This is a genomic window from Pontivivens ytuae, assembly GCF_015679265.1.
In the GTDB taxonomy this organism is placed as follows: Bacteria; Pseudomonadota; Alphaproteobacteria; order Rhodobacterales; family Rhodobacteraceae; genus Pontivivens; species Pontivivens ytuae.
Genome location: NZ_CP064942.1, coordinates 4,112,473 through 4,123,194 on the forward strand (window position 1 = coordinate 4,112,473; position 10,722 = coordinate 4,123,194).

11 protein-coding genes are annotated in these 10,722 nt (G+C 67.4%); 2 read left to right on the forward strand and 9 right to left on the reverse strand.

Annotation, left to right across the window (positions count from 1 at the left end; genetic code table 11):
* Positions 1-12: 12 nt before the first annotated feature.
* The gene (adhP, locus tag I0K15_RS20530; protein WP_196103334.1) at positions 13-1,047 is read right to left on the reverse strand and encodes an alcohol dehydrogenase AdhP; all 1,035 of its coding nucleotides are present in this window, start codon (positions 1,045-1,047) and stop codon (positions 13-15) included.
* Positions 1,048-1,374: 327 nt separating this feature from the next.
* Between adhP and I0K15_RS20535 the strand changes: the two genes are divergently transcribed.
* Positions 1,375-2,481 carry an acyltransferase family protein gene (locus I0K15_RS20535; protein WP_196103335.1) on the forward strand — a complete coding sequence of 369 codons (1,107 nt, stop codon included), beginning with the start codon at positions 1,375-1,377 and terminating at the stop codon, positions 2,479-2,481.
* On the opposite strand, the gene I0K15_RS20540 is transcribed toward I0K15_RS20535, so the two are convergent.
* From I0K15_RS20540 to I0K15_RS20560, 5 genes are read right to left on the reverse strand one after another with little or no spacing between them, the layout of a single operon-like run.
* Complete coding sequence (locus tag I0K15_RS20540; RefSeq protein ID WP_196103336.1) at positions 2,478-2,624, reverse strand: hypothetical protein; 147 nt, start codon at positions 2,622-2,624, stop codon at positions 2,478-2,480. The two genes, I0K15_RS20535 and I0K15_RS20540, sit on opposite strands and share 4 nt — an antisense overlap.
* The gene (gene iolB / locus I0K15_RS20545; protein WP_196103337.1) at positions 2,621-3,430 is read right to left on the reverse strand and encodes a 5-deoxy-glucuronate isomerase; all 810 of its coding nucleotides are present in this window, start codon (positions 3,428-3,430) and stop codon (positions 2,621-2,623) included. The genes I0K15_RS20540 and iolB overlap by 4 nt, the downstream gene beginning before the upstream one ends.
* Positions 3,427-4,221: an ATP-binding cassette domain-containing protein gene (locus I0K15_RS20550; protein ID WP_196103338.1), complete on the reverse strand. Its 795-nt coding sequence runs from the start codon at positions 4,219-4,221 to the stop codon at positions 3,427-3,429. The genes iolB and I0K15_RS20550 overlap by 4 nt, the downstream gene beginning before the upstream one ends.
* A 1-nt stretch (position 4,222) precedes the next feature.
* On the reverse strand, positions 4,223-5,347 hold the full coding sequence (locus I0K15_RS20555) for an ABC transporter permease (protein WP_196103339.1): 1,125 nt from the start codon (positions 5,345-5,347) through the stop codon (positions 4,223-4,225).
* A 59-nt stretch (positions 5,348-5,406) separates the two neighbouring features.
* Entirely contained in the window at positions 5,407-6,354 is a 948-nt protein-coding gene (locus tag I0K15_RS20560) for a sugar ABC transporter substrate-binding protein (protein ID WP_196103340.1), read from the reverse strand.
* Between the two features lie 161 nt (positions 6,355-6,515).
* On the opposite strand from I0K15_RS20560, the gene I0K15_RS20565 reads away from it, so the two are divergent.
* Positions 6,516-7,511, forward strand: a complete 996-nt coding sequence (locus I0K15_RS20565; protein WP_196103341.1) for a LacI family DNA-binding transcriptional regulator — start codon at positions 6,516-6,518, stop codon at positions 7,509-7,511.
* Between the two features lie 6 nt (positions 7,512-7,517).
* Here I0K15_RS20565 and I0K15_RS20570 read toward each other — a convergent pair whose 3' ends face one another.
* Genes I0K15_RS20570 through I0K15_RS20580 form a run of 3 tightly spaced genes read right to left on the reverse strand, consistent with a single transcriptional unit; the run spans position 7,518 to position 10,664 of the window.
* Positions 7,518-8,651 (reverse strand): Gfo/Idh/MocA family protein, encoded by a 1,134-nt coding sequence (locus tag I0K15_RS20570; protein ID WP_196103342.1) that lies wholly within the window; start codon positions 8,649-8,651, stop codon positions 7,518-7,520.
* 7 nt (positions 8,652-8,658) lie between these two features.
* Positions 8,659-9,555, reverse strand: coding sequence for a sugar phosphate isomerase/epimerase family protein (locus I0K15_RS20575; protein ID WP_196103343.1), 897 nt, complete (start codon positions 9,553-9,555; stop codon positions 8,659-8,661).
* On the reverse strand, positions 9,552-10,664 hold the full coding sequence (locus I0K15_RS20580; RefSeq protein ID WP_196103344.1) for a Gfo/Idh/MocA family protein: 1,113 nt from the start codon (positions 10,662-10,664) through the stop codon (positions 9,552-9,554). Before I0K15_RS20580 ends, I0K15_RS20575 begins: the two co-directional genes overlap by 4 nt.
* Between the last annotated feature and the right edge of the window lie 58 nt (positions 10,665-10,722).

Consider the following 10,722-nt stretch of genomic DNA (forward strand, 5'->3'; position numbering starts at 1 on the left):
CGGGGGGGTGCCTCAGATCTCCAGCACCACGCGGCCGTCGATGGTGCCCTGGCGCATCCGGTCGAAGACAGCGTTGATGTTCTCCAGCTTGTCCCAGGTGAAGGTCGTGTTCACCCGGCCGTCGGCGGCGAAGGACAGCGCCTCGGTCAGATCGAGGCGCGTGCCGACAATGGAGCCCCGGATCGTCAGCCGCTTCAGCACCACCTCGAAGATCGGCAGTGGAAAGCTGCCCGGCGGCAGGCCGACCAGCGACATGGTGCCGTGCCGCCGCAGCATCCCCACGGCCTGCGCGAAGGCCGCGGTGCTGACCGCGGTCACGAGCGCCCCGTGCACCCCGCCGATCTGCTTTTCGACCTCGGCCACCGGATCGACCTCGGCCGCGTTGATCACCTCGTCCGCGCCAAGCTTCTGCGCCAGCTTCAGCTTGTCGGGGGCCACGTCCACCGCGATGACCTGCATCCCCATCGCCTTGGCATACTGCACCGCCATGTGGCCAAGCCCGCCGATGCCGGAGATCGCGACCCACTGGCCGGGGCGCACCTCCGTCTCCTTCAACCCTTTGTAGACGGTGACCCCGGCGCAAAGCACCGGCGAGGCGGGCCCGAAGTCGAGCCCCGCCGGGATCTGCCCCACGAAATTGGCATCGGCCCGCACGAATTCCGCATAGCCACCATCGACGGAATATCCGGTGTTCTGCTGGCTCTCGCACAGCGTCTCCCACCCGCCGGAGCAATGGGCGCAGCGCCCGCAGGCGGTGTGCAGCCACGGCACGCCGACCCGGTCACCCTCCTTGAGATGCGTGACGCCCGCCCCAAGCGCCGCGACCTCGCCCACGCCCTCATGCCCCGGAATGAAGGGCGGCTCGGGCTTCACGGGCCAGTCACCATCGGCCGCGTGCAGGTCGGTGTGGCAGACGCCGGAGGCGCGCACCCGCACCAGCACCTCGCCCGGGCCTACCTCCGGCACCGGCACCTCGCGCAGCTCCAGCGGAGCACCGAGCCGCGGCACCACCGCCGCCTTCATCACCTTGGGAAGATCATAGGGCATGGGCGGCACCTCCTGGGAAAAACGGTGTTGGGATGTCCGAAGGGTAGGAAGCCGCGACTCCGCCTGATTGATCGCGATCAATCCCCGGAGGTCTGTCCACAGGCCCTGCGGCCTCGGCAACGGTCAAAAGCGGAATCCCGACTGAGGCTGTGCTGCCGCGCGGGAGCCTTAAACGCGCCACATGGATTTCGTGCTATGACGGACCCGACCAACGCCGCCGAGGTCGCGGGTTCCGAGGTTACACAACACGGCATCGGAACTGCGCGAAATGGCACCAAGGACAAGGCGTGGCGCGGGCCGGAACGAGAGCAGGTTCAAGAGTCTTCGATGCGATCCACCCAAGGTGAGTACTTTCCCGGCCTCGACCACGTTCGCGCGCTGGCCGCGTTCCTCGTCTTCACGTGGCACTTTTCCCATGTGAACGGCATCGCGCACGAAGAGGTGGCCGTGTTCCCGCTGTCGATCTTTGCGGAAGGTCATGTCGGCGTCGCCATCTTCATGGCGCTCAGCGGATACATCTTCGCGAAACTGCTCGAAGGGCGGAGTGTTCGGTATCTTCCGTTCCTGTGGAACCGCGTGCTTCGCCTGCTGCCGCTCCTGCTGATCGTCTTCGTGCTGCAGGGGATCCTGCTCTCGCTCAAGGGCGACCGGATCGATCTCTACCTCCTGTCGCTGCTCAAAGGCTTCGTCCTGCCCACATGGCCGAATGGTGGCTGGTCGATCGCGGTGGAGATGCACTTCTACATCATATTGCCGCTGCTCCTCGCGTTGTCGGCGCGGAACACGCATCTCATCCTCCTCGCGCTGTGCCTGTCGATCCCGATCCGATCCATTTTCTGGCTGGAGACCGGGCAGGTTCAGACGGTCGCGTACTGGACGATCCTCGGCGGGATCGACCAGTTCGTGCTGGGCATCTATGCGTTCAAACTGCGCAAGGTCGTGACGGGAAACCATGCGAGGGCGGCCATCGTCGGCGTCCTGCTCGTTGTTTTTATGCACTATTTCGACGCCACAGGCGGATTTCACAACGACGGAAACTACCCCAACCCAAGCGCCCTGTGGATCTTCTACCCGACTCTCGTCGGCGCGGCGGTCGCCTATCTGATCTGCTGGTACGACACCTCCTTCAGGCTGCCGAACCGCGGCGCTTCGGCCTTCATCGCGCGGATCGGCGCGTGCTCCTATTCGATCTACCTCCTCCACTTCTTCGTCGTGTCCACGATGGCCCGCGCGGTCGACGATCACGTCGCGCCGCTCACCGGTTTTTCGACCGTCCTGATCTGGTCCGCGGTCGCTTTCCTGCTGTTCCTGCCGATCCCCTACCTGAGCTTCCGCTACATCGAGACACCGCCTTTGCGCTACCGCATGCGGTACTCGGCGCCTGTGGCGAAAGGGGCCAAACGACCTGTATCCGCAGCCGCCCGCCCGGCCTAGAACAGGCTCTCGTCCTCGTCGCGCAGCGCGTCAGCGATGAAGGCTTCGGGGTCGACGGTGAAGTCCTGGTAGAGCCGGAAGTGCCGCGTCTCGCGGTAGTCGATCGGTGCTGGAGGCGGCGTCGCTCGCTCGACGGTCTTCACTCCACCGCGTCGCGCTGCGCGATCCAGTCGTGGTCCGGGTCGTTCTGGAAGCGCCACTTGCGCAGCGGTCCCGCCATGACGTTGAGGTAGTACATCTCGTAGCCGTAGGGCGCCGCGCAGGGATGGTGGCCCCTCGGGACCAGCACCACGTCGCCGTCCTTCACCGCCATGGTCTCGTCCAGCGCACCGTCCTCGGTGTAGACCCGTTGCACGCCGAAGCCCTGCGCGGGGTTCAGGCGGTGGTAGTAGGTCTCCTCCAGGTAGGTCATGCGGGGGAAGTCGTCCTCGTCATGCCGGTGGCTGGGATAGGAGGACCAGTTGCCGTCGGGGGTGAAGACCTCGGTGACGAGCAGGCTGCCCGCCACGTCCCGATCCTCCATCGCGATGTTGTTGATGTGGCGGGTGTTCTGCCCGATGCCGCGAGGCGTGAGCGTTATGCCCTCGGGCCCCAGCCGCCGCACAGGGTGGTCACCTCGCGCGGGGGCGCAGCAGACCGCCAGCGTGCACTCCGTGGTGGCCACCGCCGACCAGTCCCGCCCGCCGGGGATGTAGAGGCAGTGGGGCGGCGTCTTCTCGAAGACCGACATCCGCTCGCCCATCTCGCCGAAACGCTCGCCGCCGACATGGATCTCCGCCCGGCCCTCGACGACAACAAGGATGACCTCGCGCTCGCCCGTCGCCTCCGCCGCGCGGTCCCCCGCGCCGAGGCGGTAGAGCCCGAAGCCGACATAGCCCCAGCCCGCGCTTTCCGGCGTCACGTCATGGACCTTGCCCGACACGCCGTTCGGCTTGACCAGCAGGCTCATACGGTCCCGCCGAGCGCGTCGTCGAGGGTCGCGAGCTCCTGCCCGCCTGCCATCATGTCCTGCAGCTCGTCCGGCGTGATCTGACCGCGCTGCGCCGTGCCCAGCGTCTGCCCGCGGTTGAGCACGGTGAAGCGATCGCCCACGGCCAGCGCGTGGCGCACGTTGTGGGTGATGAAGACGACGGCCACGTCCTGCTTTCGCACCTTGTCGATGGTGGCGAGCACGTTGGAGGTCTGCCGCACGCCGAGCGCCGAGGTCGGCTCATCCAGGATCAGTACCTTCGCCCCGAAATAGACCGCGCGACAGATGGCGACCGTCTGCCGCTCCCCGCCCGAGAGGGTGCCGACCGCCTGATCGGGCCCGCGCAGGTTGATGCCCATGCGGCGCATCTCCTCCATCGTCACGCGGTCGGCCTCGGCCCGGTCGAAGAAGGGAATGCCCGCGATCCGCTTCACCGGCTCGTTGCCCATGAAGAAGTTCCGGCTGACGCTCATCAGCGGGATCATGGCGAGGTGCTGGTGGACGGTCGCGATGCCTGCATCCATCGCCTGGCGCGGCGTGTCGAAGTGCATCGGGCGGCCTTCGAAGATGATCTCGCCCTTCGTCGGCTTGTGCACGCCCGACATCGTCTTGATGAAGGTCGACTTGCCCGCGCCGTTGTCGCCCAGCAGGCAGTGACACTCCCCCGGATAGATGTCGAGGGAGACGCCGGCGAGCGCGATCACGGCGCCGAAATGCTTCTCGATATTGCGCATCTCGATGATCGGGGCGTGGGTAGAGCGGGTGTTCATCTCAACGCTCCCCCGTGATCATGCGGCGGATATAGGTGTTGAGGATTACGGCACCCAGCAGGATGACGCCGAGGAACACCCGGAAGAGCGAGCTTTCGACGCCCGCGAAGAACAGGCCCTGCTGGACCACGCCGAAGATCAGCGCACCGAGCGCTGCGCCGATCACCGAGCCGTAGCCCCCCGTCAGCAGCGCGCCGCCGATCACCACGGCGATGATGGCCTCGAACTCCTTGAGGAGGCCGCGATCCGCGCCGGCCGAGCCGAACTCCATCACCTGGCAGGTGGCAAAGACGGTGGCGCAGAAGGCGGTGAACATGAACATCAGGATCTTCACGCGGTTGACCGGCACGCCGGAGTTGCGCGCGGCCTCCGCATCGCCCCCGGCAGCGAAGATCCAGTTGCCGAAGCGGGTGCGCGTCAGCAGGACGTGGCCCACGATGACCAGCGCGATCGCCCAGACGATCAGCATCGGGATGCCGTCGACCACCGGTTGGCCCGCCCGGCTCCCGCGTTCGAAGACCGCGATCAGCCCCGCATCGCCCAGCCACTGGAACAGCCCGCCCAGGATCTTCCCGCCGAAGAGGGCGGCGAGCCAGTCGCCCTCCGCCGCCTCCGAGATCCCGCCGATGATCGTCTTCCGCTCGATGGTCTGCGGCAGGTAGATGGTGAAGCCGCGCAGGATGAAGAGGAAGGCGAGCGTCACGATGAAGCTCGGCAGCCCCGTCCGGATCACGATGAAACCGTTCAGCGCCCCGATCGAAACGCAGAGCGCGAAGGTGATCAGGATCGCGCCCCAGACGGGCCAGCCCAGCGTGACCGAGAAGATCGCGATCATCATGCCCGCGAACCCGATCATGGAGCCGACGGAGAGGTCGAACTCCCCCGCGATCATCAGCAGGCACGCGCCCACCGCGATGATCATGAACTGCGCCGAGACCGTGGACCAGTTCAGCACGCCCTGCGCGCTGAACATCCCGCTGTCGAGCGCGGTCAGAAGGAAGAAGGTGAAGACGAGGACGGTTCCGCAGATCCCGCCGAGTTCGGGTCGGATCAGGGCCCGGCGCAGGCCCGAGATCTCCTTGATCCGCTCGTCTGTCGCGGGGGTGGGTTGCGCGGTTTCACTCATCGCATCGCTCCGGGAAACGGCCTGTTGTGGGGCCGGCGCTGCCGCCGGCCCCGGAACGCTCAGCGGTACTCGCCGGCGTATTCCTCGACGAGCGTCAGCCCGTCCACGGTCACGAAGCCCGGACCGGAGTTGATGTTGTTGCCCGGCAGCACGCCGTAGCGGTGGTAGTTCGCGAGCACGACCACCGGCAGATAGGCCTGCAGGAAGGGCTGCTGATCGATGCCCCACTGGATGGTGCCCGCCTTGATCCCCTCCACGATGTTCTCGCCGAGATCGAAGGTGCCGAAGTAGATGTCACCGGCCATCCCGTTCTCGTCGAGGGCGAGCAGCGTCGGATCGGCCGAGGTCGGGCCCAGCGTCAGGATCGCGTCCGTCTCCGGATTGGCGTTGAGATAGGCGAGCACGCGGTTCTTGATCTCCGCCGGGTCCTGCCCGCTGTCGATCATCTGGTTGCCCAGCTCCACGCCCAGCCCGTCGGCAAAGCCCTGGCACCGCTCCGTCGAGGAGGGGGAGGAGATGTAGTGGTTCACGCAGAGGAACGAGGCGATGCCGTCCCCCGCCGCGCGCTGCCCGGCGGCAAGCCCGGCATCATATTCGGGCTGGCCTACATACATCAGCGCGCCGACCTCGCGGGCCTGCTCCGGCGTGCCGGAGTTCATGATGATCACGTCGACGCCGGAGGCGACCGCATCCTCGATCGGGCCGCGCAGCACGTCAAAATCGCTGAGCGTCGTGATGATCCCGTCGGGACCCGAGGCCGCGGCCTGTTCGATGATCCGCGCCATGTCGGCGAGGTCGCCGGTGGGCGGATTGCGGTACTCGACCTCGACGCCCATCTGTTCGCCCGCAAGCGCGATGCCATTCTTGATCGTGTTCCACCAGCTATCGCTGTCGGGCGCGTGGCTGACCAGCACGTAGTTCAGGTCGCCATGGCCATCTGCATGCACCGCGGACGACGCGGCGACGAGCGCTGTGCCGAGGGCCAGCGACTTCAGGACGGTCTTCATGTGTTCCTCCCGGACAATCCTAAGGGTGTCTCGATGTCGGGCGGTTTTCCCGCCTCGTGAGACTCAGGAAACCACACCGCCCCTCATTATGCAACCGGTTGCAAATTTCACGTTCCCCTCCGCGTGGATTTGACGTATCTCCCGAAGGACGAGGAGAAGCGATGCCGGTAACGTTGAAAGAGGTGGCCGAACGGGCGGGCGTGTCGCGCTCGGCCGTGTCGCGCACCTTCACCGAAGGGGCCTCCGTCTCGGTCAAGACCCGCCGAAAGGTGGAGAAGGCGGCGAGCGAGCTGGGCTACAGCCCGAACGCCCTCGCCTCGGCCATGACGACGGGCCGGACGAAGCTCATCGGCCTGATTTCCAACAACTTCCGCAACCCGCTGTTCCTCGAGGTCTTCGACCTGTTCACCCGCAGCCTGCAGGAGCGGGGGCTGCGTCCGCTGCTGGTGAACCTCACCGATGAAACCGATCCCGAAAACTCGCTCCGGCTGCTGCGGCAGTATTCGGTGGACGGGGTGATTGTCGCCTCCTCCACCCTGTCGCCCGAGTTCTCCAAGGCGTTCCGCGACGCGCAGATGCCGGTGGTCCACTCCTTCGGCCGGTTCGCGAGCGCGCCGCGGGTGCATGTGGTGGGCATCGACAACGTCGAGTGCGGGCGCATGGCTGCCCGCACCCTGATCGCGCGCGACTACCGCCGCATCGCCTTTCTCGGCGGCCCGCGGGAGGCGACGTCGACCGCCGACCGGCGCCTCGGCTTCTTCGAGGTCACGCGGGAGGCCGGTATTGACGCAAGCGAGAGCTTTGCCACCGCCTATTCCTTCGACGCCGGCCGGGCCGAGATGCTGCGCCTGCTCCAGCACAAACCGGCGGAGGCCTATTTCTGCGGCGACGACGTGCTGTCCGTCGGCGCCCTCTCCGCCATCCAGAGCCGGGGCCTCAGCGTGCCTGGCGATATCGGACTGATCGGCCTCAACGATATGGAAATGGCGGGGTGGGAGAACATCAACCTCACCACCATCCGCCAGCCGGTACGCCAGATCATCGACAGCTCCATCGAGCTCGTCGTCGCGATGCTCGACGAGCCCGGGCGCTATCCCGAGGCGCGGCTCTTTCCCTGCGAGATCATCGAGCGCGGGACACTTCGCCCGCTGCCCTGAACCGCCTCAGCGGAACATCGGCGGACGGGCATCGACCCAGGCGCCGTCGGCCTTCGCCGAGGCCACCGCCGCATGGACCGCCGCCATCGAGCGCAGCCCGTCCTCCGCACTCGGCAGATGGCCCGCGGGCGCGCCCGCGATCCGGTTTGCGAGGTCGAGATAGATGTTGGCGATGGCCAGCGGAAAGCCTTCGGGATGGGCGATGGGCACCCGGCTCAGCCGCTGCGCCTCGTCGGTCAGCCCGGCCTCGCCCTTCTCCATGATCTCCACCCGGCCGCCGAGGCGGTGCAGATAGACCTGGTTCGGCTGTTCGGAGGCCCAGCGCAGGCCCGCCTTCTCCCCGAAGACCTGGATGTCGAGCCCGTGCTGGCGCCCCAGCGCGATGGTCGAGGTCCAGAGCCGCCCAACGGTCCCACTTTCCGTACGGAAGTTCACCATCGCGTCATCCTCCAGCACCCGCCCCGGAACGGTAGAGGCGAAATCGGCCGACAGCGTGCGCACCTCGTCGCCGAGGATGAAGCTTGCCAGATGCAGCGCGTGGATCCCGCAATCGGCCATCTGGCCCGAGACCCCGGCCTGCGCCGGGTCGTAGCGCCAGCGCACCCGCGGATTGTCCGCATCATCGCCTGCCGCATGGTGCCCATGGCTGAAGTTCGCGACGACGCAGCGGATGGCGCCGAGCTCACCGGCGGCGACCATCGCCTTCATCTGCCGCACCATCGGATAAGCGGAGTAGCCGTAGTTCACAGCGCAGATCCGCCCGGTGTCGCGGGCGAGGCGCACGATCTCTTCCCCCTCCGCCACGGTCATGGTCATCGGCTTCTCGCACAGCACATGGAAGCCCGCCTCGAGGAACGCCTTGGTGATCTCGAAATGCGTGTTGTTGGGCGTGGCCACGGTGACGAGGTCGATGCGGTCCGGGCGGTCCCGCTCCGCCGCCAGCATCTCCCGCCAGTCGCCATAGGCGCGGTCGGCGGCCACGCCGAGGCGCTGCGCATAGTCCCGCCCGCGTGCGGGGTCTGCGTCCAGCGCCCCTGCCGCCATGACGAAGCGCCCGTCCGCCTGCGCGCCCAACCGGTGTGCGGGGCCGATCTGGCTACCCTCGCCACCACCGATCATGCCCCAGTTCAGTTTGCTCATGGCGCCCTCACGCAAAGCCGATGGAGTTGAGATACGCCCGGTTCGCCATCGCATCGCGCAGCGGATCGGTGCCTGCGATCGTCGGGTCGCAATCCTGCTCGACCGTGCACCAGCCCTCGAACCCGGCATCGAGCAGGATCCGCCGGACACGCGGGAAATCGACGTCGCCCTCGCCCAGATTGCAGAAGATCCCCTGCCCGCACGCGTCGTAGAAGCCGGTGCCCCGGGCAATCACGTCCGCCTTCACCGCCGGATCGATATCCTTGAAATGCATGTAGCTGATGCGGCCCACATGCCGCTCCATGAACGCCACCGGGTCGTAGCCCGCATAGGAGTGATGGCCGGTGTCGAAGCAGATCTTCAGGATGCGCTCGTCAACCTCGTCGAGCAGCCGCTCCAGCTCCGGCTCGAAGTCGATGAAGCCCGCGGCATGAGCGTGGATGCCCACTGTGAGGCCATACTCCTCCGCCCCCATCCGCGCCACGTGGGCGATCCGGTCGCGGAAGGCGCCCCATTCGCCCGGCTCCATCTTCTCGGCCGCGTCCCAGCGTCCGGCGGTCGGTGCGCGGCGGGGCGAGATCGAGTCGATCAGGACCAGGTGCCGCGCCCCGTGCGCCCTGAGCGCATCACAGGTCCGGCGCGCGCCATCCAACACATCCTCCCACTGCGCGGGGTCATGGAAGGCGCGGAAGACGACGCCGCCGATCAGCTCCAGCCCATGCTCGGCCAGCGCGTCAGCGACCTGCGGCGGATCCTCGGGCATGAAGCCGACGGGGCCGAGCTCGATGCCCGTGTAGCCCGCCGCCGCATTCTCCCGCAGCACGTCGCGCCAGTCGGGATTGCGCGGATCGCCCGCAAACTCCACGCCCCACGAACAGGGCGCATTGCCGATCCGGATGGTCATGAAGCTCCTCCCTGCGGCACGTCCTGCCAGCTTTTCGTTGCGTGTGAGCGGCGCGCGGCCTCGACCACCCGCCAGACGGCGAGCCCGTCGCGGAAGGTGGGCCAGTGCGGTCGTCCCTCGGCGACCGCCTCCAGAAAGTCGCGCGCTTCGATGATGATCTGGTCCTGGTAGCCCGTGCCGTGGCCCGGCCCCTGGCAGAACGGCAGGTAGTCGGGATGCGCGGGGCCGGTGAGGATCTTGCGAAAGCCGCGCTCCGCCTCCGGCCCCTCGGCGCGGTAGAGCCACAGCGCATTCTGATCCTCCTGATCGAAACGGATGGCGCCGCGGGTGCCCGTGATATCGTAGGCGTAGCCCATCTTGCGCCCCATCGCGACGCGGCTGAAATGCAGGTGGCCCATCGCGCCGCCGGCAAAGCGGCACATCATCTGCGCCTGATCATCGTTGGTGACGGCGACGCCGCCACGGGTCGCATGCACCGTCTCGATCTCCGCCATGACCGAGGCCACCGGGCCGATCAGCGCGAGTGCGGCGTTGATCATGTGAGGGGCGAGGTCGCCCATCGTCCCGTTCGCCTCCCCCGTGGTGCGCCAGGTCGCGGGCGCGTCAGGGTCGGCGTAGAAATCCTCGGTATGCTCGCCGCGAAACCACGTCACCTCCCCGATCGCGCCCTCGGCCACGAGCTGCCGGGCGTATTGCGAGGCGGGGGTGCGGATGTAGTTGAAGCCGGTCATGTGGACGACGCCGCTCGCCTCCGCCGCGGCCACCATCGCCTCCGCATCCGCGAGCGACGCGCCCAGCGGCTTCTCGCAGAAGACCGGCTTGCCAAGGGCAAAGGCCCGCTCCGCAATCGCCCGGTGGGTGGACTGGGGCGAGGCGATCACCACGGCCTCGACCCGCGGATCCTCCACCAGCGCCTGCCAGTCGGGCGCAGCCCGGGCGACACCGAAGGCCGCGCGGTAGCGCTCCGCCGATGCGGGGGAGGAGGCGGCCACCATTTCCAGCCGCGGACGCAGGCGCGTGTCGAAGACCGCACCCACCGCCGACAGGGCCACCGCATGCGCCTTGCCCATGTAGCCCCCGCCGACGAGGCCGATCCCGATCTCTTCCATGGAGGCCCTTCGAAATCTGTTGCAACCGGTTGCAATACGGCTATCCTCGAATCCCGAA

Bases quoted from the DNA above. Each gene is read 5' to 3' on its own strand.
- adhP (WP_196103334.1), bottom strand. From the start codon at position 1,047: ATGCCCTATGATCTTCCCAAGGTGATGAAGGCGGCGGTGGTGCCGCGG.
- I0K15_RS20575 (WP_196103343.1), bottom strand. From the start codon at position 9,555: ATGACCATCCGGATCGGCAATGCGCCCTGTTCGTGGGGCGTGGAGTTT.
- I0K15_RS20535 (WP_196103335.1), top strand. From the start codon at position 1,375: ATGCGATCCACCCAAGGTGAGTACTTTCCCGGCCTCGACCACGTTCGC.
- I0K15_RS20550 (WP_196103338.1), bottom strand. From the start codon at position 4,221: ATGAACACCCGCTCTACCCACGCCCCGATCATCGAGATGCGCAATATC.
- I0K15_RS20560 (WP_196103340.1), bottom strand. From the start codon at position 6,354: ATGAAGACCGTCCTGAAGTCGCTGGCCCTCGGCACAGCGCTCGTCGCC.
- I0K15_RS20565 (WP_196103341.1), top strand. From the start codon at position 6,516: ATGCCGGTAACGTTGAAAGAGGTGGCCGAACGGGCGGGCGTGTCGCGC.
- I0K15_RS20580 (WP_196103344.1), bottom strand. From the start codon at position 10,664: ATGGAAGAGATCGGGATCGGCCTCGTCGGCGGGGGCTACATGGGCAAG.
- iolB (WP_196103337.1), bottom strand. From the start codon at position 3,430: ATGAGCCTGCTGGTCAAGCCGAACGGCGTGTCGGGCAAGGTCCATGAC.
- I0K15_RS20570 (WP_196103342.1), bottom strand. From the start codon at position 8,651: ATGAGCAAACTGAACTGGGGCATGATCGGTGGTGGCGAGGGTAGCCAG.
- I0K15_RS20555 (WP_196103339.1), bottom strand. From the start codon at position 5,347: ATGAGTGAAACCGCGCAACCCACCCCCGCGACAGACGAGCGGATCAAG.